Annotated in this window: 21 protein-coding genes; 16 read left to right on the top strand and 5 right to left on the bottom strand. The window is 69.8% G+C overall.

What is annotated here, in order from left to right; genetic code table 11:
* Positions 1–41: 41 nt before the first annotated feature.
* Complete coding sequence (gene sepH, locus ACT3SZ_RS14045) at positions 42–1,136, top strand: septation protein SepH (protein ID WP_444619617.1); 1,095 nt, start codon at positions 42–44, stop codon at positions 1,134–1,136.
* 6 nt (positions 1,137–1,142) lie between these two features.
* Positions 1,143–2,072, top strand: a complete 930-nt coding sequence (locus ACT3SZ_RS14040) for a DUF6928 family protein (RefSeq protein ID WP_444619616.1) — start codon at positions 1,143–1,145, stop codon at positions 2,070–2,072.
* A 2-nt stretch (positions 2,073–2,074) separates the two neighbouring features.
* Here the strand turns inward: ACT3SZ_RS14040 and ACT3SZ_RS14035 are convergent, their stop codons facing one another.
* Together ACT3SZ_RS14035 and ACT3SZ_RS14030 are read right to left on the bottom strand one after the other, a co-directional pair.
* Positions 2,075–2,920, bottom strand: coding sequence for a TrmH family RNA methyltransferase (locus ACT3SZ_RS14035; RefSeq protein ID WP_444619614.1), 846 nt, complete (start codon positions 2,918–2,920; stop codon positions 2,075–2,077).
* 6 nt (positions 2,921–2,926) lie between these two features.
* Positions 2,927–4,402 (bottom strand): NCS2 family permease, encoded by a 1,476-nt coding sequence (locus ACT3SZ_RS14030; RefSeq protein ID WP_444619612.1) that lies wholly within the window; start codon positions 4,400–4,402, stop codon positions 2,927–2,929.
* A 59-nt stretch (positions 4,403–4,461) separates the two neighbouring features.
* Between ACT3SZ_RS14030 and ACT3SZ_RS14025 the strand changes: the two genes are divergently transcribed.
* From ACT3SZ_RS14025 to ACT3SZ_RS14015, 3 genes are all read left to right on the top strand, one after another.
* Complete coding sequence (locus ACT3SZ_RS14025; RefSeq protein ID WP_444619610.1) at positions 4,462–5,322, top strand: glutaminyl-peptide cyclotransferase; 861 nt, start codon at positions 4,462–4,464, stop codon at positions 5,320–5,322.
* Positions 5,315–6,685, top strand: a complete 1,371-nt coding sequence (locus ACT3SZ_RS14020) for an MFS transporter (RefSeq protein WP_444619608.1) — start codon at positions 5,315–5,317, stop codon at positions 6,683–6,685. The genes ACT3SZ_RS14025 and ACT3SZ_RS14020 overlap by 8 nt, the downstream gene beginning before the upstream one ends.
* Positions 6,686–6,746: 61 nt before the next feature.
* Positions 6,747–7,352 (top strand): DUF2771 domain-containing protein, encoded by a 606-nt coding sequence (locus ACT3SZ_RS14015; protein WP_444619607.1) that lies wholly within the window; start codon positions 6,747–6,749, stop codon positions 7,350–7,352.
* A gap of 94 nt (positions 7,353–7,446) precedes the next feature.
* Here the strand turns inward: ACT3SZ_RS14015 and ACT3SZ_RS14010 are convergent, their stop codons facing one another.
* Positions 7,447–7,899 carry a cold-shock protein gene (locus ACT3SZ_RS14010; RefSeq protein ID WP_444619606.1) on the bottom strand — a complete coding sequence of 151 codons (453 nt, stop codon included), beginning with the start codon at positions 7,897–7,899 and terminating at the stop codon, positions 7,447–7,449.
* Positions 7,900–8,303: 404 nt separating this feature from the next.
* Between ACT3SZ_RS14010 and ACT3SZ_RS14005 the strand changes: the two genes are divergently transcribed.
* Complete coding sequence (locus ACT3SZ_RS14005) at positions 8,304–8,987, top strand: resuscitation-promoting factor Rpf1 domain-containing protein (protein WP_444619605.1); 684 nt, start codon at positions 8,304–8,306, stop codon at positions 8,985–8,987.
* Positions 8,988–9,145: 158 nt separating this feature from the next.
* On the opposite strand, the gene ACT3SZ_RS14000 is transcribed toward ACT3SZ_RS14005, so the two are convergent.
* On the bottom strand, positions 9,146–9,334 hold the full coding sequence (locus tag ACT3SZ_RS14000) for a hypothetical protein (protein WP_444619604.1): 189 nt from the start codon (positions 9,332–9,334) through the stop codon (positions 9,146–9,148).
* A gap of 106 nt (positions 9,335–9,440) precedes the next feature.
* Between ACT3SZ_RS14000 and ACT3SZ_RS13995 the strand changes: the two genes are divergently transcribed.
* From ACT3SZ_RS13995 to ACT3SZ_RS13965, 7 genes are all read left to right on the top strand, one after another.
* Positions 9,441–11,765 carry a helicase-associated domain-containing protein gene (locus ACT3SZ_RS13995; protein ID WP_444619603.1) on the top strand — a complete coding sequence of 775 codons (2,325 nt, stop codon included), beginning with the start codon at positions 9,441–9,443 and terminating at the stop codon, positions 11,763–11,765.
* Positions 11,766–11,829: 64 nt separating this feature from the next.
* On the top strand, positions 11,830–13,485 hold the full coding sequence (locus tag ACT3SZ_RS13990; protein ID WP_444619602.1) for a DNA repair helicase XPB: 1,656 nt from the start codon (positions 11,830–11,832) through the stop codon (positions 13,483–13,485).
* Between the two features lie 23 nt (positions 13,486–13,508).
* Positions 13,509–14,150, top strand: coding sequence for a DUF3239 domain-containing protein (locus ACT3SZ_RS13985; protein WP_444619601.1), 642 nt, complete (start codon positions 13,509–13,511; stop codon positions 14,148–14,150).
* 227 nt (positions 14,151–14,377) lie between these two features.
* Positions 14,378–15,166 carry a LamB/YcsF family protein gene (locus ACT3SZ_RS13980; protein WP_444619600.1) on the top strand — a complete coding sequence of 263 codons (789 nt, stop codon included), beginning with the start codon at positions 14,378–14,380 and terminating at the stop codon, positions 15,164–15,166.
* Positions 15,163–16,707 carry a carboxyltransferase domain-containing protein gene (locus tag ACT3SZ_RS13975; RefSeq protein ID WP_444619599.1) on the top strand — a complete coding sequence of 515 codons (1,545 nt, stop codon included), beginning with the start codon at positions 15,163–15,165 and terminating at the stop codon, positions 16,705–16,707. The genes ACT3SZ_RS13980 and ACT3SZ_RS13975 overlap by 4 nt, the downstream gene beginning before the upstream one ends.
* Positions 16,704–18,524, top strand: a complete 1,821-nt coding sequence (locus ACT3SZ_RS13970; protein WP_444619598.1) for an acetyl/propionyl/methylcrotonyl-CoA carboxylase subunit alpha — start codon at positions 16,704–16,706, stop codon at positions 18,522–18,524. The genes ACT3SZ_RS13975 and ACT3SZ_RS13970 overlap by 4 nt, the downstream gene beginning before the upstream one ends.
* A gap of 33 nt (positions 18,525–18,557) precedes the next feature.
* The gene (locus tag ACT3SZ_RS13965; RefSeq protein WP_444619596.1) at positions 18,558–19,181 is read left to right on the top strand and encodes a GntR family transcriptional regulator; all 624 of its coding nucleotides are present in this window, start codon (positions 18,558–18,560) and stop codon (positions 19,179–19,181) included.
* Positions 19,182–19,467: 286 nt separating this feature from the next.
* Here the strand turns inward: ACT3SZ_RS13965 and ACT3SZ_RS13960 are convergent, their stop codons facing one another.
* Positions 19,468–20,463: a hypothetical protein gene (locus tag ACT3SZ_RS13960; protein ID WP_444619594.1), complete on the bottom strand. Its 996-nt coding sequence runs from the start codon at positions 20,461–20,463 to the stop codon at positions 19,468–19,470.
* A gap of 19 nt (positions 20,464–20,482) precedes the next feature.
* Here ACT3SZ_RS13960 and ACT3SZ_RS13955 point away from each other — a divergent pair, with 19 nt between their 5' ends.
* From ACT3SZ_RS13955 to ACT3SZ_RS13945, 3 genes are read left to right on the top strand one after another with little or no spacing between them, the layout of a single operon-like run.
* Positions 20,483–21,694, top strand: a complete 1,212-nt coding sequence (locus tag ACT3SZ_RS13955) for an aminotransferase class I/II-fold pyridoxal phosphate-dependent enzyme (RefSeq protein ID WP_444619593.1) — start codon at positions 20,483–20,485, stop codon at positions 21,692–21,694.
* A gap of 34 nt (positions 21,695–21,728) precedes the next feature.
* Positions 21,729–22,937 (top strand): cobalamin-independent methionine synthase II family protein, encoded by a 1,209-nt coding sequence (locus tag ACT3SZ_RS13950; RefSeq protein WP_444619591.1) that lies wholly within the window; start codon positions 21,729–21,731, stop codon positions 22,935–22,937.
* Positions 22,938–22,952: 15 nt separating this feature from the next.
* Positions 22,953–23,975 carry an iron-siderophore ABC transporter substrate-binding protein gene (locus tag ACT3SZ_RS13945; RefSeq protein ID WP_444619589.1) on the top strand — a complete coding sequence of 341 codons (1,023 nt, stop codon included), beginning with the start codon at positions 22,953–22,955 and terminating at the stop codon, positions 23,973–23,975.
* The last annotated feature ends 590 nt before the right edge of the window (positions 23,976–24,565 follow it).

The raw sequence follows: 24,565 nt of genomic DNA, 5'->3' as shown, positions 1-24,565 counted from the left end.
CCCCCGGAAGATCACCGTCTTCCGGGGGTTTTTGCGCTAGTGTGGCGGAAAACACCGAGTGGATGATGGAGGTCCCACCGATGCAGGAACTGCGGTTCGTCCAGGACGACAGCGACCGGGCGTCCCTCGTTCTCCGCGTGGCCGAAAGTGGTACCGACGGTACCGACGGCACCGAAGGCACCGACGGGGAGGACGCGGCCCCCGAGTTCTTCCTGCCGGTCACCGACGAGCTCACCGAGTTCCTCGGGACCCTGGTGCAGCCCAAGGAAGAGCCTGCCGAAGACACCTCCACAGAAGCCGCCCCTGCCCCCGCTCAGGACAGCACCGAGGCGCCGGACGCTGCGGAACCCGCCGTCATCCCGGTGCGTGAGCGCGTGCACCTGCGCCCGCGCGACATCCAGGACCGCATCCGCCACGGTGAGACCGTGGAGCAGATCGTCGCGGAGACCGGCATGGAGGACCGCCGCGTCCGCCCCTTCGCCGTGCCGATCGCGATGGAGCGCCACCGCATCGCCGAGATGGCGCGCGACGCCCACCCGGTCCGTGCCGATGGTCCGACGGACGCGCCGCTGCGTGAGGTGCTCGCCGGCGCCTTCGCCGCCCGTGGCGAGAGCCTGCGCGCTGCCGACTGGTCGGCGGCGATGGATTCGTCCGACCACTGGGTGATCTCGGTGAGTTGGACGAAGGGCAACCGGGAGGGCGCCTCGCGGTTCGTCGCCGACTTCCGCTTCGTCCCGGGTGAGGACGGTCCGGCCACCGCCGAGCCGGTGAACTCCGTGGCCTCCGACCTCATCGACCCGCGTTTCGAGCGCCCGGTGCGCACGGTGTCCCCGATGGTTCCCTCCAGCCGCGGGGAGGACGGTACCCCCGCGACCGAGGAGACCCGGCCGGATACCGCCGCGGTGCAGGAGCCCGCTGAAGAGACTTCTGGTGCTCCTGAGACCTCTGAGTCTGCCGAACCCCAGGATCCCACCGCCGACGCCCCCGTCGACCTCTTCGGTCGCCGTTCCCACCCGGCCAGCGGCGGCGAGGACCCGTCGAAGCGTAAGAAGAAGGCCGTCACGCCTCACTGGGAGGACGTCCTGCTCGGGGTCCGCACGAACCCGCGGGCCAATGGCCGGAACAAGAAGAAGTAGACCACGGTGGGATCCCCCGACACGGTGGTGACACTGTGGTTCGCCAGCGCCGCCATCCCGGTGCAGGTACTGCGTGCCGAACCGACGCCTGACCGTGGTTTCGCCCGCAAGTTCCTCGCCCAACTCGGCGTGCGCCTGAGCACCGAAGGCTCGGCGAATACCTTCGGCGACTTCTCCTCCCCCACCCACATCGGCGATTTCGACATGAACCGCTCGGCCCCGCCGGGGCGCGCCGAGTTCTACATCGGCGGCTACGCGGGTCTGTCGTTGGTGCAGACCGTACTGCCGGAACCCTGCCTGATGTCGGAAGTCCCGGCCCCGCTGCGGGAACTCATCGCCGCCGCCGACCTGTACGTGACGTGCCGGACGCCGGACGATCCGGACGGCCTCGGCGGTTTCGCCCACTGGTCCGGCGGCACGCTGAAGCGCGCCTTCACCGCCACGCGCGACAAGATCTACGAGGACACCGGCCTACCCGAGCCCTTCGAGGCCCCGTTCTGGGAGGGCAACGTGGAGGCCACGGGCATCCAACTACCCTTCCGGCCCGGCGAGTTCGCCGCTGCCGCCGAGGAACACTGGCTGGGATTCCGGGTCGAGCGCGAGGGCATCGACATCCCGGTGTGCGCCTTCGCGCTGGACGGACGCCCCGCACCGCGTGCGGTGCCCGGCGACTCCCGACCGGCATCGCGGACCCGAAACCCCCAGCGGCCCCAGCGCCCCCAGAACGTTCAGAACCCGCTCCCCCCGGGCTATGACGACTACGCCGAGGGCAAGGAGTCGGCGGTGCGCTCCACGTCCGACCTGCTCAAGGGCGCCACGGTGTCCGCGGTGACCGGGGTCGGACGCGGCGTGGTCGGTGGGGTGCGTCTACTACAGACCGGGGCGCACAGGATCGGCGACGAGGTCCGCCGCCGCGCCCGCAATACCGGGCGGTAGCGTCAGAACTGTGCGGCGTAGAAGCCGATCGCCGCGGACGTCGCCACGTTGAGCGAGTCAGTACCCGGGGCCATCGGGATCTTCGCCCGCACGTCCGCCGCGCGCATGGCGTGCTCGGTCAGCCCGGGCCCCTCCGCCCCGACCATCACGGCGACCTTGTCGGCGCCGGCCACGGCCTCAGCCAGGGTGTTGTCCGTATTCGGTGTCATCGCCACCACCCGGTAGCCACGCTCCTGCAGGTCGGCGAGACTGTGCTGCCACGTCGTCGGACGGCTGCCGAGGTGCGCGAACGGGGTGCGCAGCACATGCCCCATCGACACGCGCACCACCCGCCGATACAACGGGTCGGCGCAACCGGCCCCCAGCAGCACCGCGCCAACGTCGAGGCCGGCGGCGTTGCGGAACAGCGCGCCGATGTTCTCGTGGTCGCCGACGCCCTCCAGCACGGCAACGACCCGGTTGCCGGCCGGCAGGGCGTCCAGCACGTCACTGGCGTCGGGCTCGTCGACCCGGTCGGCGGTGGCCACCAGCCCGCGGTGCATGTCGAAGCCGGCGACCTCGGCGAGCACCTCCCGGGTGACCTCGTAGAAGGGCACGCCGTCGAGCCCACGGGCGACGTCCGGGTCGGACGCCGCGGCGTCCTGCAGTTGCTCGAGACGGTGGGCGAAGCCCACCACGCAGCGCACCGGGAAGCGCGACGCCGCCAGGCGCGGCACCACCAGATTGCCCTCGGCGACGACGAGGCCGCGGCCGCCGGGTAGGTCGGGACGCTTATCGGAGGAGTTCAGGTCGCGGACGTCGTCGAGACGGGAGTCGGACGGATCGGTCACGGGGACGATGCTGCTCATGGCGTCCTACCCGATCGCATCCATGATCGGGTCGATGCCGAAGAAGACCACAAACAGTGCGGCGACCAGGTACATCAGCCAGTGCAGCTCCTTGGCACGGCCGGTGACCAGGTACATCACCACGCAGGCGATGAAGCCCATGCCGATGCCATTGGCGATGGAGTAGGTGTACGGCATGATCACGATGGTCAGGAAGGCCGGCAGGGCGACCTCGAAGCGGGTGAAGTCGATGTCGGCGACCTGGGCCATCATCATCGCACCCACGATGACCAGCACCGGGGCGGCGGCCTCGATCGGCACCACGGAGTACAGCGGGGTGAGGAACATCGCGGCCAGGAAGATCACGCCGGTGACCACGTTGGCCAGGCCGGTGCGCGCACCGTCGCCGACGCCGGCGGCGGAGTCGACGAACACGGTGTTGGACGACGCCGACACCGAACCGCCGACCGCAGCACCCGCGCCCTCAATGATCAGGGCGGTGCGCAGGTTCGGCAGGTTACCCTGCTCGTCGACGAGCTGCGCCTGCTTACCCAGCGCGGTCATCGTGCCCATCGCATCGAAGAAGTTCGCCAGCACCAGGGTGAAGATCAGCAGGCAGGCCGACAGTGCGCCGATCTTGCCGAAGGCGCCGAAGAGGTCGACCGCGCCGACGAGGCTGAGGTCGGGCATGCTGCCGAAGGAGTCCGGGATCGCCGGGGTGGCCATCTGCCAGCCCTTGCCGGCGTCGCTGTCGAAAGGCCCGGCGGCGGCCTCGACGATCATGGCGAACACGGTGGTGGCGATGATGCCGATGAACAGTCCGCCGCGGACCTTCTTGGCCACCAGGATGCCGCAGACGATCAGGCCGACCACGAAGATCAGGGTGGGCCAGGAGGCGATGGAGCCGCCGTCGCCGAGACCGACGGGCACGGTGGTGCCGGCGGCGTCGGGCACACGGCGCACGAAGCCGGCGTCCACCACGCCGACCATGGCGATGAACAGGCCGATGCCCACGCTGATCGCCGCCTTCAGCGAACCTGGGATCGCGTTGAACACGGCCTCGCGGAATCCGGTGACGGCGAGCAGCACGATGATCACGCCGTCGATCACCACCAGGCCCATCGCCTGCGGCCAGGTCAGGCCCTCCGTCGCCACGAAGGTGACCGCGACCAGGGTGTTGATGCCGAGACCGGCGGCGATGCCGAAGGGATACTTGGCGAACACACCGAAGGCGATGGTCATCACGCCGGCGGCCAGGGCGGTGACCGCCGCGACGCGCGAGGTACCCAGCACGTCGCCGTTGCCGTCCTCCACCGTCCCCAAAATGAGGGGGTTGAGGATGATGATGTACGCCATCGCGAAGAACGTCACGACACCGGCACGGACCTCCGTGCCGATCGTGGAGCGACGCTCGGTGATGTGGAAGTACCGGTCGAGAGCACCGGTCGATTCTGTACCGGTCTTTTCGACCGTGGGTCCCGTGGATCCCGAGGAAGCTGACATAAGAAGTAAGAATCGCACCAGGCAGGCCCGTGTGCAACCGGTATGGCAGCATGGGACACATGACCCCCCGCGTTCTCCTGGCACCGCGCGGCGCACCCGGCGCCCTCACCATGGCCGGCACCGTCCTGACCTCCACTGTCCTGGTCGGCGCGCTGGCCGCGTGCACGACCGACGGGCAGGACGGTACCCCCGGCGGTTCCGGCACCGGCTCGGTGCCGGTGCTGTCCGCGGAGGTCCTCGCCGAGCACCCCTTCGACCCGGACGCCTTCACCCAGGGCCTGGAGGTTATGCCGGACGGTGACCTGCTGGTGTCTACCGGCCTGAACGGCGAGTCGCGGATCTACCGTGCGCCGGTGGACGACGCGACGTCCCCCACCGTGAACCAGGCCCTCGACGAACGCTACTTCGGCGAGGGCGCCACCGTGCACGACGACACCGTGTGGCAGCTGACCTGGAAGTCTGGGGTGGCCTTCGCCCGCGATGCAGAAACCCTGGAGGTCACCGACGAGGTGTCCTACGACGGTGAGGGCTGGGGGCTGTGCTCCGACGGCGAGCGTCTGGTGATGTCGGACGGCTCCTCGGGGCTGACCTTCCGCGACCCCGAGACCTTCGCCGCCACCGGCGAGGTAGAGGTCACCTTGGACGGCGAGCCCGTCGAGCAGCTCAATGAGCTGGAGTGCACCGGCAGCGGGGACGACCGCACCGTGTGGGCCAACGTATGGCACTCCGACCGGGTGCTGCGCATCGACCCGGACTCCGGGGAGGTCACCGGGGTCGTGGAGCTCGATCTGCCCGCCGGTGACCGCGATGGTGCCGACGTGCTCAATGGCATCGCCGCGGATGGCGGCGCCGGGGACGACACGTTCCTGGTGACCGGCAAGCTGTGGGACACCCTCTACGAGGTGCGTTTCAGTGAATGACCGTGGGGCTCGTGGTGGTGCTCGTACTGGCGTGATGGCCCGTTCGGCCAACCGGGTCTCCGGGCTGATGGGTGCCGACGGTGCCCGCGAGTCCGGGCTCACCGCCCTGATGTACACCTCGATCGCCAACTTCGCGGTGGACGCCGTGCTGGCGGTCTCTTTGGCCGGCACCCTGTTCTTCTCCGCCGCCGAGGCGGAGTCGCGGACCTCGGTGGCCGCCTACCTGCTGGTCACCATCGCCCCCTTCGCCCTACTCGCCCCGTTGATCGGCCCGGCGTTGGACCGGCTGCGCACCGGGCGGCGTCTGGCGTTGTCCTTAACCTTCACCGGACGCGTCCTGCTGGCCGCCATCCTGCTGCAGAACTTCGACTCATGGCTGCTCTATCCCGTGGCGCTGGGAATGCTGGTACTCAGCAAGTCCTATGGAGTACTGAAATCCTCGGTGACCCCACGTGTCGCGCCGGACGGTCTGGACCTGGTGCGCGCGAACGCCCGGCTGACCATCGCCGGTCACATTGGTGGCTCGCTGGTCGCCGGCGGTCTCGCCGCGGCCATCGCCTACCTCATCGACCCGCAGGCGGCACTGTGGCTGCTGATGGTGGTGGCCCTGTCGGGTATTTACGGCTGCGCGCTGATCCCGTCCAGCGCCGAGCGCGGACGCGACGAGGTGACGGTGAGCCCGTTCGTGCCGGAAGGCCAGGGAACGGGTCACGGAACGGGTCACGCCGGCGGTCGCGCGGTGACCGGCTGGCGTCGGGCCGTGCGTGTGCGCTTCCCCGACGCCGCCCGGACCTGCCTCTGGGCCACCGCCTTGCAGCGCTGCGGCACCGGGTTCATGACGATCTACATCGCCTTCGTCGCCAAGTCGTCCAGCGATCTGTCTGGCTTCGAGCAGTTGTCCATCCTCGCCGCCGTCGGCGCGGCCGGCGGGGTCGGCACCTTCGCCGGCAACGCCCTGGGCTCGCGGATCCGCTTCGCCCGGCCGCAGGCCGCCGTCCTGGTGCTCGGCGCGGTATCGATCGCCACGGTGGTGCTAGCCGCGGTGTGGGACGGCACGCTCACCGCCGCGGTCGCGACCGCGGTGCTGTCGCTGGGCAGCGCGATGTCCAAGGTGTGTCTGGACGCGGCGATTCAGTCCGGACTCGACCAGTCCGCCCAGGCCTCGGCCTTCGGCGTCTCCGAGACCGCACTGCAGCTGTCGTGGGTGTTCGGAGGCACGTTGGGCATCCTGCTTCCCCCGGAGCTCACCGTGGGTATGGCTGTGCTGGCCGTCGCCGGTACAGTGATGTACGTCAACGTCATCGCCGCGTCACGTGGTGTCGGCGCCGGGGCCCTGATCGGTCGAGCGAGAAGTTCGCGCTGAGCTGGTCGAAACCCCCGACCCCCGCGCACCTCATCAGACGCCGACAGGAGTTCCCCACCGGATGAGCACGGACAACACCAACCCGCCGAAGAAACAGACGAAGAAGCAGCGTCGTCGGGCCGCCCAGCGCAAGCAGCTGATGACCTTCGGTGCGATCGTGCTGCTCGTCGTCGTGGTGGCCGCCGCGGTGCTGGGCTATCAGCACTGGAGCAACAACCGCCCCGGCACCCCGCCGGAGGATCTGCGGGTCACCGTCACCGACGCCTCCGGCGAGGAGAAGGAATACGCCCCGTACCGGATATGCCAGCGATTCACCGGTGAGTGCGATGAGTCTGATCCCATCGACATCGACCTGGGGCCGGACGACGACCTCACCCTGTCGCTCCCCGAAGAGATCACCAGCCAGGACTGGTCACTTCTGGAGATCTACGACAACCATGCCGCGGACACCGAAAGCACCTCGGCAGCCGGGGAGCGAAATGAGGTCACCGTCCACGGGTCCGCCGACCTCGACAGCGATGAAGAGGACGGCACTGCCCAGCTCGCCATCGTCGAGGTCCATGCGCTGATCCTCGGGGAGGAAGACGGCGAAGAGGTGCCCTATGGAGTGGTGTGGGCCTTCAGCACCGGCGTCGAGCCCGACCCCACTGCCGACGAAGAAGAATGATTCGAGAACGGCGCCGAGAACAGCGCTAGTCACAGAGCAACCCCCAGGATGGTTTCACCACCCTGGGGGTTGCTCTTTGCGTCAGTTCTCTATGTCAGCTCTCAAGCTCGCTGGCGATGGTGCGCAGGATCTCGGCGACCTGGCGTCCTTCCTTTCGGTCGGGACGCCGCCCTGCCGCCAGGCTGGGCTGCACGCGCGACTCCAGCAGGGTGACGGTGTCCTGGACCAGTTCGTGGAGCTGGTCGGGGCTGTAGCGATGACCGCGTGCTCCGCGCTGACCCCGGGCGTTCTTTGCGCCCCGGCTGGCACCCCGGCCACCGGACTTCTCGTCCGACGGCGGCGGCCCGTCGTCCAGCACCGAGATCCGCATCGCCTGGGGCCCCTTGCGTGCCTCGGCGAAGTCGTATTCGATGCGCTGTCCCTTGCGTAGTTCACTGGTCCCGTCGGGAAGCACCTGGGACCCGACGTAGACGTCCTCACCCTCGGGGTTGGACACGAAGCCGAATCCCCGGTCCGGGTCGTACCACTTCACTCTTCCGGTCGGCATGTTCCTCGCCAGTCCTCTCTGTCACTTCTCTGTACTACTGCCCTGTATTACTGCTGTGTACTGTCTGTCCGGTGGGGAACCAGCCATTTTACCCGTGGGGCGCGTGGGGTCGACATCGCGACGCCCACGAGGAATGTGACGAAGGTCACAGCCAGAAAATAACGGTTCGGTAACGGCGGAGACACGGAACGATAACGCGCAGGGCAAGCCCGGTTTCGACCGCCACCACGACGCAACTCACATCGAGCAGGATTCGCCGCTACACCGCCTGAACAGCCACGAATCCCCGCAATCAGCGTGACTCAATCGTGACAAACCGTTAGTGTCGGACCTCAGCAATGAACACCGCGGTGATCCACGGGACCGGATCCCCGCATCAACGACTCCGAAAGGAATCAACCCACATGGGACGACACACCATCCGTAAGAGCACCTTCAGCACCAAGCGCCTCGCCGTCGCCGGCATGGCCGCACTGGCACTCGGTGCCGCAGCCGCCCCGGCCGCCAACGCCGCCCCCGACTCCGACTGGGACCGCCTCGCAGAGTGCGAGTCCGGCGGCGACTGGTCCATCAACACCGGCAACGGCTTCCAGGGTGGACTGCAGTTCTCCCCGAGCACCTGGAGCGGCTACGGCGGCGACGAGTTCGCAGCCTCCGCCGACCAGGCTTCCCGCGAAGAGCAGATCGTGGTCGCCGAGCGCGTCCTCGAGGGCCAGGGTTGGGGCGCATGGCCGTCCTGCTCCTCCCAGCTGGGTCTGAGCTCCGCTGCCGAGCAGCGTGACGCCCCGGGTGCCAGCACCCAGGAGACCACCTCCACCGACAACTACGCCGAGAACACCGGCGAGGCCGCTGCCGACCTGAGCAGCCAGAGCGACGTCCTGTCCATCGACTCCGTCTGGGAGGAGATCACCGCAGCCTTCGCCGCCAACGGCATCGAGGTCCCGACCGAGCTGCAGGCCCTCTACCAGGACAACCGCGAGGTCCTGAACGACAACTACTCCGCCGCCGTCGACCAGGCACAGGGTGCCGCCGACCAGGCCAAGGCCGCAGGCGACCAGTACGCTGCCCTCGCCGGCAACCTCTTCTAGTTCTCCGCGCCGCCCCCGCGGTCGCACCGGGCCCTCCATCTGACGGGCCCACGGTCCCACTCGTCGATGCGCAACAACGCACGACAACAACGTCGCCCAGCCCATTCCCGTACAAACGGGATATGAGCTGGGCGACGTTCGTGCGCGCAGAAAACCGACTAGCGGTTAATGACCGTGTACGGGTGCACGTACGACAGCTTCTCGGCGGGCACCGGGAATTCGGCGTCCCCGAAGGGGCTCAGTGCGCCAGCGTCCTCGGCGATGAGTTCGGTGACCGCGTGCTTACCCTCGGGCAGGTTCTGCGGCCAGCCCGGATCAACGTAGTGCTTCTTCTTTGCGTGAGACATATCCCCGATCATTCCACATCCGTGCCCGTCAGGCGACTTTCCGACATCGCCGTCTACACCGGCGTCTACACCCGTGACCCCGTCGGCGGGTAAAGTGACCGGCGTTATGCCTGACTCCTTCCCCACCTACGCCGAGTGGCTCGCCGGCCACTCCGACGACGAGCTCGTCGACCTGCTCTGGCGTCTGCGCGCCTTCCACCCCGGGTCCCTGGGCTCGGTGTCGGACGTGGCGGCGTTGCGTCGTCTCGACGCGACCGGACTCGCCGTCCTGCACGCCCTGGTGGCCGCCGGTGCCGCCCATGACCCGGTGGGTATCGACGCGGTGGACGAGGCGCTCACCGAACTGTGGGACGCCGCGGGCACCGCCGCCGACGCGCGGGCGGACGCGGAAACGGTGACGGCGATGGTGCACGTCCTGGCGTCCTGGGGCCTGGCCTTCGGCCCCGGCCTCACGGTGTCAGGCACGGGAAGCACCACCGATCCGGGGCAGGTGAAGGTGCCCTCGCACCTGCCGCCGCTGTTCTCCGCGACCACGGACCTTCCGTGGGTGCTGGTCGACGGCTACCGCTGCCCGGTACCCACCGAGGAACTCCCCGAGGTGCTCGACGCTCTGCCCACCCGGCAGCGTCGCCTGCTCGACACCTTGGAACTCTCCGGCGGCATCGGGCACTCCGCCACGCTGGACGATCCGGAGCGTCCGCTGGCCCGGATGATCTCCGCGGGCCTGCTCGACCGCGTCGACGCGCAGACAGCGCGCCTGTCCCCGCGCGTCGCGGCGTCCATCACGGGACGGGTCGTCCCCCCGGCCGGCGGCGATTTCCGTGCCCGCGCCGCAACCGAAACCCCCGACCAGCGCACCGACGCCACCGCGGTGGCGCGCGTGGTGGAGACCGTCCGGCTCGTTGCCGACGTCCTCGAGGAGGTCGGACGCGCCCCGGTGCGTCCGCTCAACGCCGGCGGCGTCGGCGTGCGCGAGATCGCACGCCTGTCCAAGGCCCTCGGGGTGGACGCCGCAGTCGTCGGCGACACGCTCGTGCTGTGCCGCCACGCCGACCTCATCGCCGTCGGCCTGCCGGTGCCCGCCCCGCAGGACGCCGTGGGCAGCGGCGACTTCTGGACGCTCACCGAACGCGGTGCGTCCTACCTGTCGGCCCCGCTCTCGCGGCGCTGGGCGATGCTGCTCGACGGCTGGCGCCACAGCGCCCACGCCCCGTGGCTGGCGAAGGAGCCGTCCGGCACCGATTCGCACCTGCTGCAGGAGTCGCTGGACGCTCCGGAGGCCGCCGCGCTGCGCGGCGTGATCGCCGAGGCAGCCGTCATTCCTACCGGGGCTGACCTGTGGCGACTGCGCCCGGCGGTGGCGGCAGTGACCTCGGATGAGGCGGTGGCCAGCGTCGTCGACGAGGGCGTGATCCTGGGGCTGAGCGCTGAGGGGCAGGTCTCCTCCGCGGCACTCGCGCTGGCCGCCGTCGCGGACTCCGAGGATGCCGAAGACGAGCTGACCGCCGCGCTGGCGAAGATCCTGCCCGACCCCGTCCACATGCTCATCATCCAGGCCGACATGACCATCCTCGCCCCCGGCCTGCTCGACGGCGATACCGAAGCCCGGCTGCGCACCTTCGCCGACGTGGAATCCACCGGCATGGCCAGCGTGTGGCGCGTGACCCGCCAGAGCATGCAACGCGCCGTGGAACACGGCGAAACCGCTGCCGGCATCGAGGACTTCCTCGCCGGCATGGCCCCGGACGTGCCGCAATCCATGTGGTACCTGGTGCAGGACACCTTCCGCACCCACCGCCCGGAGAACCCCGTCGTCGGCAGCACCGCGGCGAGCGTGCTCACCGCACCCGACGAAAAATCCATGGCCACCATCATGGACACCGACGCCGCCGAGGAGACCGGCCTGCGCCTGCTCTCCCCCACCGTCGCCGCCAGCTCTGTGCAACTCTCGCTCGTCGTCGAGGCGCTGGAGGACGAGGGCGTGCGCATCAGCATCGACGGCGACACCGGAGTGGGGCGCGCCACCGCCATGCCGCTGCTGCCCACCGTGCCCGACCCCGAACGTCCCGTGAGTTCGCGCGAGCAGGTCGCCGACCAGCTCGCCGGTGCCGTCGAAGGCTTCCGACGCAGCCGGCAGGCCGGCAGCAACGGCACGGACGGCAGCGGCAACAGCGCCGATGCGTCCGGCCATGACGGGGAGACCACCCGCGTGCACGAGCCGCGCGCCATCATGACCGCCCTGCGCCACGCCTACGACTCCGGCACATCCGTGGAGATCAGTTACGTCGACGCCACCGGCTCCGCGGTGCACGAATGGATCTCCGTGGTCACGATGAGCCCGGTGTCCATCGTGGGTGTCACCGAGGCCGGCGGTCAGTCGCTGCAGATCCAGCCGCACCGGGTCGCCTGGGTGGGCACCCCGCTGGAGTGAGCCGGAACGGGTAGAATGGTCGGGTTGCTTTTCGAACCCCCAATAACCCCTCAAGGAGGCATCCGTGGGACTCGGTGACGGACCCCTGATCGTCCAGTCGGACAAGACCGTGCTGCTGGAGACCGGACACGCCCAGGCGCAGGAGGCCCGCACCGCCCTGGCCCCCTTCGCCGAACTCGAACGCGCCCCCGAGCACGTCCACACCTACCGGATCACCCCGCTGGCGTTGTGGAATGCCCGTGCTGCCGGGCACGACGCCGAACAGGTCGTCCACGTCCTCGAGACGTACTCGCGCTTCCCCGTGCCCCAGCCGCTGCTCGTCGACGTCGCCGAGACCATGGACCGCTACGGCCGGCTGATCCTGTCCAGCCACCCCGCCCACGGGCTGGTGCTGGAGTCCACCGACCCCGCCGTGCTCGCCGAGATCCGCCGGCACAAGAAGATCCGCCCCATGCTCGGCGAGCCCATCGACCCCGAGAACCCCGACACCGTGGTCGTGCACCCGTCCGAACGCGGACGCCTGAAGCAGGAACTCGTGAAGGTCGGCTGGCCGGCCGAGGACCTCGCCGGTTACGTCGACGGCGAGGCTCACCCCATCGCCCTGTCCACCGAGCAGGAGAACTGGGAACTGCGCGACTACCAGGAGATGGCGGCCGAGTCCTTCTGGGCCGGTGGCTCCGGCGTGGTCGTGCTGCCCTGCGGTGCCGGCAAGACCATGGTCGGTGCCGCGGCGATGGCGAAGTCGCAGACCACCACCCTGATCCTGGTGACCAATACCGTCGCCGGACGCCAGTGGAAGGACGAACTCATCCGCCGCACCTCCCTCACCGAGGAGGAGATCGGCGAGTACTCCGGCGAGCGCAAGGAGATCCGCCCGGTCACCATCGCCACCTACCAGGTCGTGACCCGTAAGACGAAGGGCGAATTCCGCGCCCTGGAACTCTTCGACTCCCGCGACTGGGGGCTGATCATCTACGACGAGGTCCACCTGCTGCCCGCCCCGGTGTTCCGCATGACCAGCGACCTGCAGTCGCGCCGACGCCTCGGCCTGACCGCCACACTCGTGCGCGAGGACGGCCGGGAGGACGACGTCTTCAGCCTCATCGGCCCGAAACGCTATGACGCCCCCTGGAAGGACATCGAGGCCCAGGGCTGGATCGCCCCGGCGGACTGCACCGAGGTCCGCGTGCAGCTCGGCGAGGAGGAACGCATGGTCTACGCCACCGCCGAGCAGAACGAGAAGTACCGCCTGGCCGCGTGCTCGCCGACGAAGACCGGCATCGTGCGCCGCATCCTCGACCAGCACCCCGACGAACCCACCCTCGTCATCGGCGCCTACATCGACCAGCTCGAGGAACTCGGCGAGAAACTCGACGCCCCCGTCATCGACGGGCGCACCACCACCCACCGCCGCGAGGAACTCTACGACGCCTTCCGCCGCGGCGAGCTGCGCGTCCTGATCGTCTCGAAGGTCGCCAACTTCTCCATCGACCTGCCGGGCGCCTCCGTCGCCGTGCAGGTCTCCGGCACCTTCGGCTCGCGCCAGGAAGAGGCCCAGCGCCTGGGACGCATCCTGCGCCCCAAGCCGGACGGTGGCCCGGCGTTCTTCTACTCCGTCGTCGCCCGCGACACCCTGGACGCCGACTACGCCGCCCACCGCCAGCGCTTCCTCGCCGAGCAGGGCTACGGCTACCGCATCATCGACTCGGTCGACCTGTAGCCCGGCCTGTAGGATCATTCACCGTGGTCAGCTTCAACTTCCCCGTCGACGAGTCCTTCGCCCGCAAGCACAATGAGTTCTTCCGTGACGCCCGCCGGTTCCAGTGGTCCGCCGGGCTGATGGGGGCGATCCTCGTCATCGCCGCGGTAGTGCTGTTCGTGGTTGTCGACACCGGCTGGGCCGTGATCGTGGGCGCTGCTGCCCTGGTGATGGGCCTGATCTGCTTCATCATGGTGCCCGTCTTCCCCCGCCAGCTCGGCTCCCCGCAGCGCTACTACGACGCCTACGCCCTGGCCCCGACCGTGATCGCGCAGGTCAACCCGCGCGACGTGGTGCTGATGTCGCTGGTCGACACCGCCGCCACCGAGTCGGCGTCCTCACGCCCCGCCCTCGCGCTGCGCACCGTGACCTCGATCCCCGGGATTGAACGGCGCGTGGGTGAGCGTGTGCCTGCCATGGCCGTGACCGGGATGCGCTCGGTCGGCCAGCAGGACCACTGGGAGCAGGTCTCCCCGATGCCCGTGGCCTGGGGGACGCAGGACCGCTCGGTGATCGCCGCCGCCGAGGACGCGATCCCGGCCGAGCAGTGGGCACAGGTGGAGTCCCTGGTGGACCGCCTCGCCGACGTGCAGAAGACCCGGCACCTGCTGCTGGAGCTGGAGTAGCGCTGGGCGGTCCTCCGCGCTGTAGACCGATCACCCTCCCAGGTAGCGAAACACCCCGATTCGCTACCTGGGAGGGTGATCTCGCTGCATCCAGGCCGCGACAGAATCCGACAGCCCCCGCAATCACCACGCAGAACCCCGTGCACCACGCCGTGACGCCCGCTACACTGTGAACCACCACCAGGATTGTTCAACAATCCTGAACGCAGCGACGGGAAGGCGCTCCCATGACCACCAACCCCACCAACCCCACCGCCAAGACCACCACCATCGACCTCAATGCCGACCTCGGGGAGACCACCGACGGTGTCCCCGTGGCCGACGACCCCGCGATGGTCGCCCTGGTCTCCAGCGCCAATATCGCCACCGGTTTCCACGCGGGCGATCCCCATGCCATCGCCGCGACCGTGCGCGCCGCCGCCGAGCGTGGCGTCACCGTGGGCGCACACATCGGCTACCGCGACCCCGCCAACTTCGGACGCACCCCGGTGGACATCGACCCCGCCCGCCTCGCCGATGAGACGCTCTACCAGATCGGCGCGCTCGACGCCCTGGCCAGGGCAAACGGAACAAAGGTCAGCTACGTCAAACCGCACGGGGCGTTGTACAACACCATCGTGCACGACGAGGCACAGGCCCGCGGCGTCGTCGAGGGGGTGCGCGCCTTCGGCGAACTGCCGTTGATGCTGCTGCCCGGCGGCGTGGCCGTCGACGTCGCCGAGCGGGCCGGGCTGCGGGTAATCCGGGAGGCCTTCGCCGACCGCAACTACCTGCCGGACGGCACGCTGGTCCCCCGCTCCCGGCCGGACGCGGTCATCGCCGAGGCGGACGCGGTCGCCCGGCGCGTCCTGCAGGTCGCGACGTCCGGCGCGGTGACCGCGGTGGACGGCACGGTGCTGGCCGTGGACGCGGAGTCGGTGTGCGTGCACGGCGATTCGCCCGGCGCGGTGGAACTGACTCGCGCGGTGGTCGGGCGATTGCAGGCGGAGGGCGTGGCGGTCAGGGGGTTCCTGTGAGCGGCATCCATCCGGTCGGCACCCGCGCGCTGCTGGTCGACCTGCCTGACCTGGACACGGTGATGGCGTGGCACGGTGCGCTCAGCGCCGCGCCGCTGCCCGGGCAGACCGGTGTGGTGGCCGCGGCGCGCACGGTGTTGCTGCAGTTCAGCGCATCGGCGCACGCCCGCACCGCGGTGGAGGCGCTGCGGGGGTTCCGTCCGGCGGCGGCCGAGGCGTCCACCCCGAAGGAGGTCACGGTCGATGTCGTCTACGACGGCGAGGACCTGGCCGACCTCGCCGACACACTCGGCATGTCCAGCCAGGCGCTGATCGACTGGCACACCTCCACCACGTGGGTCGCCGCCTTCGGCGGCTTCGCCCCCGGCTTCACCTACTGCGCTCCGCACAACAGCGCGCAGGACGCCTCGGGCGCGCTCACCGTCCCCCGGCGCGACAGCCCACGCACGGCCATCCCGGCCGGTGCGGTGGGCCTGGCCGGCGGCTTCTCCGCGGTCTACCCGCGCACGTCACCGGGTGGCTGGCAGTTGATCGGCACCACCGCCGAACGGTTCTGGGACGCTGACGCCGAGCCGCCGGCGTTGCTCGCCCCGGGCGACGTGGTGCGCTACCGGGCCGTGCGCGACCTCGCCGAGGTCTCTCGTCCCGCCGAATCGGGGGCTCACTCCGATGCCCCGGCGCGCCCGGTGCTGCGCCTCGACGACGCCGGATTGCAGACCCTCGTCGAGGACCTGGGACGTCCCGGCTTCGGCGACCTGGGAGTGTCGGCCTCGGGGGCGGCGGACCGCGCCTCCGCCATCGCCGCCAACGACGCGGTGGGCAACCGGCGCGGAGCCGGAGTGCTGGAGAACATCGGCGGGCTGACACTCACCGCGCTGGTCGACACCGTCGTCGCGGTCACCGGCGCGCAGGCCCCGGTGCGCGTGGGCACCCGGGCCGTGGCGTCCGGCGTCCCGCTGCTGGTGCCGTCGGGCAGCCGGCTGAGCGTCGGCGCGGCGACCGGTGGCTTACGCAGTTACGTCGGCGTGCGCGGCGGTGTGGCCGGACGCAGCGTGCTGGGGTCGGTGTCCACCGACGTCATGTCCGGCCTCGGGCCGGCACCCCTGCAGGACGGCGACAGCGTCCGCGCGGGCGAGGCCCGCGGCGTGGTCGGAGCGTCCTGCGTGGAAGTTCATGCGCCGGATACGGGACCGGTGGTGCTGCGCGTGGTCGCCGGCCCGCGCGACGACTGGTTCACCGACGGCGTGGACGCACTGACCGGCAGGACGTGGCAGGTCAGCGGCGCGTCCAACCGCATCGGCGTCCGGCTCACCGGCGAGCCCGTACAGCGCGCCCAGACCGGTGAAATCCCCAGCGAGGGGATGCTGCCCGGCTGCGTGCAGGTGCCGCCGGACGGCAACCCCGTGGTCTTCCTGCGCGACCACGCCGTCACCGGCGGCTACCCCGTCATCGCCACCGTGGTCCCCGAGGACCTCGACCTGGCCGCCCAACTCGCCCCCGGCACCGAGATCGCCTTCCAGACCTTCCAGGAGATGCTGTGAACACCCGAACCGTCCTCATCGCCAACCGCGGCGAGATCGCCGTACGCATCGCCCGGGCCGCCCGCGACCTGGGAATCCGCGCCATCGCGGTGTACTCCGAACCGGACGCCGGCGCGCTGCACACCCGCGTCGCCGACGAGGCCCACGCCCTGCCCGGATCCAGCGGGGCGGAGACCTACATGAACATCCCCGCGCTGCTCGACGTCGCCGCGCGGGCCGGGGCGGACTGCGTGCACCCCGGCTACGGCTTCCTGTCGGAGAACTCCGACTTCGCCCGCGCCGTCGCCGAGGCCGGGCTGACCTGGATCGGGCCCACCCCGGAGACCATCGACACCCTGGGCGACAAGGTCGCCGCCCGCCAGCTCGCCGAATCCGTGGGCGCACCCCTGGCACCGGGCACCTCGGAACCATTGGAATCCTGGGAGCAGGCGCGGGACTTCGCCGAGGAACACGGCCTGCCGATCGTGATCAAGGCCGCCTTCGGCGGGGGCGGACGCGGACTGAAGTTCGTCCGGGAATCCGACGGTGTTGATTCCATCGAGGACGCCTTCCTATCCGCCGCGCGCGAGTCCGAGGCCGCGTTCGGGCGCGCCGAGTGCTTCGCGGAGAAGTTCCTCGAGCATCCCCGGCACGTCGAGGCACAGGTGCTCGCCGACACGCACGGCAATGTCGCCGTGCTCGGCACCCGCGACTGCTCGACGCAGCGTCGCTTCCAGAAACTCGTCGAGGAGGCCCCCGCCCCCTTCCTCACCGACGCCCAACGCGAGGAGATCACCGAGGGTGCCCGCGCGATCTGCCGCGCCGCCAGCTACGTGGGGGCTGGGACGGTGGAGTTCATCGTGGCTGGTGGCGGGGATGGCGGCGGCACGGTGTCCTTCCTCGAGGTCAATACGCGCGTGCAGGTCGAGCACCCCGTCACCGAGATGACCAGCGGGGTGGACATCGTGGCCGAGCAGTTCCGCATCGCCGCCGGGGAGGAGCTGAGCTTCCTGGGGGCTGAGGGTGTTGATGGCGTTGATCCGGTCGCGCACGGGCACGCCATCGAGTTCCGCCTCAACGCCGAGGACGTCGCCAACGGGTTCGTCCCCTGCCCCGGCACCGTGAGCACCTTCGAGGTCCCGACCGGCCCCGGCATCCGCGTCGACGCCGGAGTGCGCGCTGGCGGAACCGTGCCCGGGTTCTACGACTCACTACTCGGTAAACTCATCGTATGGGGGCCGACCCGCGAGGTCGCCCTGCGGCGCGCGACGGCGGCACTGGACGAGTTCCGCATCGAAGGTGTGCGGACCGTCCTGCCGTTCCACCGGGACATCGTGCGCCACCCCGCGTTCACCGCCGACGGGCCGGACGACAGCTTCGGCATCTACACCGACTGGGTGGACACCTGCTACACCCCGGGTGCCGGTGGGGCCTTCGGCGACGGTTCCGTCGAGGACGCCTACACCGAACGTACCGAGATCTCCGTGGAGATCGACGGACGCCTGCACCGCGTGGGGGTCCCGTCCGACCTGCTGACGCGTGGCGTGGCCTCGGGCGGTGCTCCGGCCGACACCGGCTCGGAGTCCGCCGGCTCGGGGACCACCACTTCGGGGGCCGCAGTGACCGCCCCCTTCGCCGGCACCGTCGTAGCCTGGAAGGTCGAGGACGGTGACCGGGTCGAGAAGGGCCAAGCCGTGGCGACCGTCGAGGCGATGAAGATGGAACGCACCGTGGCCGCCCCGGCCGACGGCGTCCTGAGCATCACCGCGCACGCCGGGCAGTCCGTGACGGCGAAGGAGACTTTGGCGACGGTGTCGACTGTGGAGACGGCCGGGTAACCGGCCCGCACCCCTCGTTTACACTGGACCACCATGCGCGCCCAGTCAGCCTCCACCCGCCTGCGCCACGCCGTATCTGCCGGCGAGTACGCCCCCGGGGCCAAACTCAATGAGGTTGTTCTCGCCCAGCAACTCGGGGTGTCGCGCAATACGCTGCGCGAGAGTTTCGCCACGCTCGCCGCCGACGGCATCATCGACCGCATCCCCAACCGCGGCGTGTTCATCGCCTCCCCCACCGCCGAGGACATCGGGGACCTCTACCGCGAGCGCGCGGTCATCGAACCCGCGGCGCTGCTGTGGGGCGAGATGCTCGACGCCGCCGCACTTGACCAGGTTGTCTCCGACGCCGAACGGCACTTGGCGCTCGGCAACCTCACCGAGCTCGGGCTGGCGAACCAGCAGTTTCACCGCACCGTCGTCACGGCGGCGGGTTCCCGGCTGTTGGATCAGGAGATGGACCGCCTGCTCGCCCGCATGCGGTTGGTATTCCTCCTCGCCGAGCGGGCCGACCCCGAGTTCCACCGGCCCTTCGTCGCGACGAACCGGCAGATCGTCACCCTCCTACAGGCCGGTGACCGGCCCGGCGCTGCGTCCGCCCTGCGCACCTCCATCACCGACACCGGGCACTCGCTCCCCTCCCTGATCGCCAGACGGTGAATCTAGGACACTGAACCGCCGGCGCTCAGTTCTTCTTCGAGAAGTGCTCGCGCAGGAAGATCACCGCCGCGACCAGAAGGACGATCGGGATCCCGACGTTGAACAGCAGGGAGAAGGCCATCAGCAGGATTTCCATACCGCTGATCCTGTCACAGAGGGACCAGAAGTGTTACCACTTTTCGGCGGCGAGATTTTCCGCGACCTGGGGTTTTGCCGGAGCGGCGGTCGAAAAAGTGGTAACACTTCTGAACGCTGGGGCCCACAGCACCCACACCGCCCACAGCACCTACCGCTGCGCGAGCCACCCCGCGTCGTCGCTGACCCGGCGGCGCCACACGTCCGGTGCACCGATGATGTGCTCCGACAGGTACGCCCGGAACTCCGACGAGGGGGCACAGGCGGAAAAGAAGTCGCGGACCTCGGCGGCCGGCGTCCCCCGGGAGTCCTCGGAAGCCACCGAGACCAGCGTCGGCACCTGCGACAACGCCGGCGGGGCGTCCACCAGCTCCGGGGAGATGCGCGGTGACATCGCCAGCAGGAACGCCGCGTCCTGCAGCACCTGGGTGGCCAGGCCGAAGCCGGAGCCGAAGGTGATCAGCCCGGTGCGCTGCCCCGGCTGATCCCAGCCCTGCACCTCGCGGAAGGCGGCGGCCACGGCGTCCTGCGTGGCGGCAACCCCAGCGGCGGCCGAGCCGTCCTGCCCGAAGGCGGGCAGCGGGTACACCAGGTCCACCACGGTCACCCCGGAGCGCTCCGCCAGGGCGGCGAACAGCGGCAGCCACAACTGGTCGTGGGCCTCGGCGTCGCCGAACCAGCCCGGTCCGCCGTGCAGGCTGACGGCCACAGCCCCGGTCGGTTCGCTGGGGCGCAGCACCGTGGCCGGCAACCCCGCCACCGCCGTCGGCTCCGCGGTAGGACCGGTCTTCAGGAACGCCGCGGTCGGCATCGCGTGGTCCAGGCCAGCGCCGAGCACCAGCAGGCTGCAGTGGGTGATCAGGTCGGGCACGCGCGCCCACATGCGTTCGGTGCGGTCCTTGAGCTCGGCGGTCACGCCGTCCGGCGAGGACGCGGCCTCGTCGGTGGTCAGCGAGTGGAAGATCTCCGGGTAGCTGTCCTCGAAGTAGTTGAGCAGCTGGGTGAGCTGCGCGCGCGGGCTGATGCCGTCTTTGCCGGCCTGGGCGTCGACCGGGTGACCCTTCGGCAGGGACGCGGGGTCGGTCTGTTCCAGGGCGACGGGCTCGTCCGGGTCGGCCCCGGTGGCGGTGATCGGCTGAATGCTCATGACCCCATACTATGGCCGCATGGCTCTTCACCCCCACACCACCCACTCCCCAGCCAGCCGCGTCGCCGGCGTGGGCCCCACCGTCTTCGCCACGATCACTGCCGAGGCGGTGCGCACCGGGGCGGCGAACCTCGGCCAGGGTTTTCCGGACGAGGACGGACCCGAGGAGATGCTGCGCCGCGCGGCGTCGGAGATCACCGGCGGCAATAACCAGTACGGGCCGGGACGTGGCCTGCCGGTGCTGCGCGAGGCGGTGGCCGCCGACCGCGCCCGGCGGCTCGGCCACGTCGTCGACGCGCAGGACGTCCTGGTCACCGTGGGTGCGACGGAAGGTATTGCCGCGTCGGTACTGGGGCTGGTCAATCGCGGAGAAGAGGTCGTGGTCCTGGAACCGACGTACGACGCCTACTCTGCCGCGATCGACCTGGCCGAGGCCGTCGCCCGCCCCGTCCGACTGCTGTTGGACGACGGGCCGCAGCGCAGGTGGCACCTGGACCGCGAGGGCTTCGCCGCAGCCATCGCCGACGGCCCGGCCGCGGTGATCCTCAACTCCCCGCACAACCCCACCGGCACGGTGCTGGACGGCGACGACCTGGAGTTCATCGCCGAGCAGCTGCGCGCCACCACCACGGTGGTGATTAGCGACGAGGTGTACGAACGCCTCGCCTTCGACCGTCCGCACACCGCCTTCGCCACCTTGGATGGCATGGCCGAGCGCACGGTGACGCTGTCCAGCGCAGCGAAGAGCTTCAATGTGACCGGCTGGAAGACCGGCTGGGCGATCGCCCCGCCGCACCTGTTGGAGGCGGTGACCGCAGCGAAGCAGTTCCTGAGCTACGTCGGCGTCACGCCGCTGCAGCCGGCGGTCGCCTGGGCGCTCGACAACGCCGGGGACTGGAGCGACGCGTGGACGGCGACGCTGCGCGAGCGCCGCGAACGCCTCGCCGGCGTCCTGCGCGACACCGGGCAGGACGTCCTGGCGTCCGACGGCACCTACTTCCTGGTCACCGACATCGCCGCACTGGGCACCGGGCTCACCGGCGAGGAGTTCTGCCGGGCGCTGCCCGCGGCGGTAGGTGTCGCGGCGATCCCGGTGAGCAGCTTCGTGGAGGAACCGGATGAGCAGGTCAGCACGCTGGTGCGCTGGACGTTCTGCAAGTCCGCCGAGACCCTGGCGCTCGCCGAGGAGCGGCTGCTGGCCGCCGACTGGACGCGGATCGGACGCGACTGATTAGCAGCTGAACATAAACACTACGATGGTGCCCATGACTGACATTCGCACCACCCACGTGGGCTCACTGCCCCGCACCCCCGAACTGCTGGACGCCAACCTGCGCCGCAACAACGGCGACATCGGCCAGGACGAGTTCCTCGGCATCCTCCAGGACGGCGTGGACAAGGTCGTCCAACGCCAGGTCGACCTCGGCCTCGACATCATCAACGAGGGCGAGTACGGCCACGTCACCTCCGGCGCGGTCGACTACGGCGCCTGGTGGAACTACATCTTCTCCCGCCTCAGCGGCCTGACCATGACCGACACCGACCGCTGGGCCAACGCCGAGAAGGTCCGCTCCACCCCGGGCAACATCCGGCTGACCTCCTTCCCTGACCGGCGTGACCGCGCCGCCTTCTCCGCCGCCTACGAGGACCCGGAGTCCGGCATCTTCACCGGGCGCAACAAGGTCGGCAACCCGAAGTTCACCGGCGAGATCGGCTACATCGGCGGCGACCAGGTCGACGCCGACGCCCGCCTGCTCACCCACGCGCTGGACGCCGCGGGCAGGACGTCCCGCGACGGCTTCATCGCCGCGATCTCGCCGGGCTCCGCCGCCCGCCTCACCGACGAGCACTACGGCGACGAGACCGCCCTGGTCAACGCCTGCGCCGACGCCCTGCACCACGAGTACAAGGCCATCACTGACGCCGGACTGACCGTGCAGATCGATGCCCCGGACCTCGCCGAGGCCTGGGACCAGATCAACCCGGAGCCCAGCGTCGCCGACTACCAGGCGTGGATCCGCGTGCGCATCGACGCCATCAACCGCGCCCTGGCCGGACTGCCGAAAGAGCAGACCCGCCTGCACATCTGCTGGGGTTCCTGGCACGGCCCGCACACCACCGACATCCCGATGGCCGACATCATCGACGAGGTGCTTCGCGCCGAGGTCGGCGGTCTGTCCTTCGAGGGCGCCAGCCCCCGGCACGCCCACGAGTGGCGCGTCTGGGCCGACCACGAACTCCCCGCGGGTTCGCTGATCTACCCGGGCGTGGTCTGCCACTCCACCAACGTGGTCGAGCACCCGCGCACCGTCGCCGACCGGATCCTGACCTTCGCCGAGGTCGTCGGCCCGGAGCGCGTGGTGGCCTCCACCGACTGCGGTCTGGGTGGACGCCTGCACGAGCAGATCGCCTGGGCGAAGCTAGAATCCCTCGTCGAGGGTGCCCGACTGGCCTCGAAGGACCTCAATGGCTAGCGTAGGCTGACCTCCATGACGTTCAGACTCCGCAATCATCGCCGCAGCGTCGGCATCCTCGCCGCGGCGAGTGTCGCCCTCGCCCTCACCGCCTGCTCCGACAACGACTCCGACGGGGAGGACGCTGCCAGCGCCGCAGACTCCTCCGCCGTGGAGACCGCGGGGACGTTCCCCCAGACGGTGTCCACGAAGTTCGGTGACATCACCGTCGACGAGCAGCCCACCCGCGTGGTCGCACTCGGCTGGGGCGACGCGGAGACCGCGCTGGCCCTGGGCGTGCAGCCCGTCGGTGCGTCTGACTGGCTCGCCTTCGGCGGCGACGGAGTCGGCCCGTGGCTCGAGGGTGCCTACCAGGAGTCCCCCGAGATCATCGGCACCATGGAGCCCGAGTTCGAGACGATCGCCTCGCTGGAGCCCGACCTCATCCTCGACGTACGTAGCTCCGGCGACGAGGACCGCTACGACAAGCTCTCCGAGATCGCCACCACCGTGGGCATCCCTGAGGGTGCCGACTCCTACCTGACCCCGCGCGAGCAGCAGGTCGACATGATCTCCACCGCACTGGGCCTGCCGGACGAGGGCGACGAGCTCAACGAGAGCTACGAGGCCATGGTCTCCGGCATCCGCGACGACCACCCCGAGTGGGCGGACAAGACCGCCGCAACTGTCGCCCTGTCCTCCGAGGGCTGGGGTGCCTACATCCGCGGCTCGGAGCGCTATGACACCCTGCTTGACCTTGGCTTCCAGGAGAACGAGACACTGGCCGAGGAGGAGACCGGGGACACCGGCTTCTCCGTGAAGCTCAGCGATGAGACGCTCTCCCTCGCAGACTCCGACCTGGTCGTGGCCTTCGCCGTAGGCACCACACCGGAGGACGTGGAGGCCAACAGCGCGTGGCAGCGTCTGTCCGCCACCGAGGAGGGCCACTCCTTCCCCATGCCGAAGGAGATCTCCAGCGCCTACGCCCTGGGCTCCCCCGCCGCCATCGAGTACGCCCTGGAGCAGCTCGTGCCGCTGCTGGAGGAGCACACGGAGTAGGAGCCGTTCGGCCGGCTAACGTACGAATCTCAGCCCCCGCGACCATCTGGTCGTGGGGGCTTCATTGTGCGTTGGGGGGGTGCGCGACGAATGTGCTCTCGGAGGTGCTCTCGGTGCCCGGCGGCGGCAATGGACGACCGCGGGGTACCAAGTTGGACCTGGAGGCTCTGAGTCGTCCAACTCAACGCTCCCAGGTCCAACTTGGTACCCTGCTCGACCGGCCCTCCGCAACCGCAGCCGGTACTAAGGGCCAACATCGAGCGTGCGATGCTTGAACCGGTGGGTTCAACCATCCCACGCTCGATGTTGGCCCCTCCCCTGCCCTGGCATCAGATATGAACAGCGCCCCGGCCCTCATACCCCGAGACGCCTCAGTCAGACGGACGACAGGCAAGGACAGACCGGCAACCACCCCGACAGGTCGCAGCAGTCACAGGGGACTGATCTCTCTGCCAGTGCATGCTCGGCCACCGTTCGCCGACGACTTTGGGAACACGAAAGAGGATCTGGAAGCAGGTTAGAAAAACGGGGGAGCACTCGGCTCGCCCTACGCCCCACGTGCCGGCGCCGGCGTACCTCCCCGCCGGCGG

Origin of the sequence: Corynebacterium sp. AOP40-9SA-29, from assembly GCF_052377405.1 — a bacterium.
Taxonomy (GTDB): domain Bacteria; phylum Actinomycetota; class Actinomycetes; order Mycobacteriales; family Mycobacteriaceae; genus Corynebacterium.
Note: the sequence above shows the minus strand (reverse complement) of the source record. Positions and strands in the feature narration are given on the sequence as shown.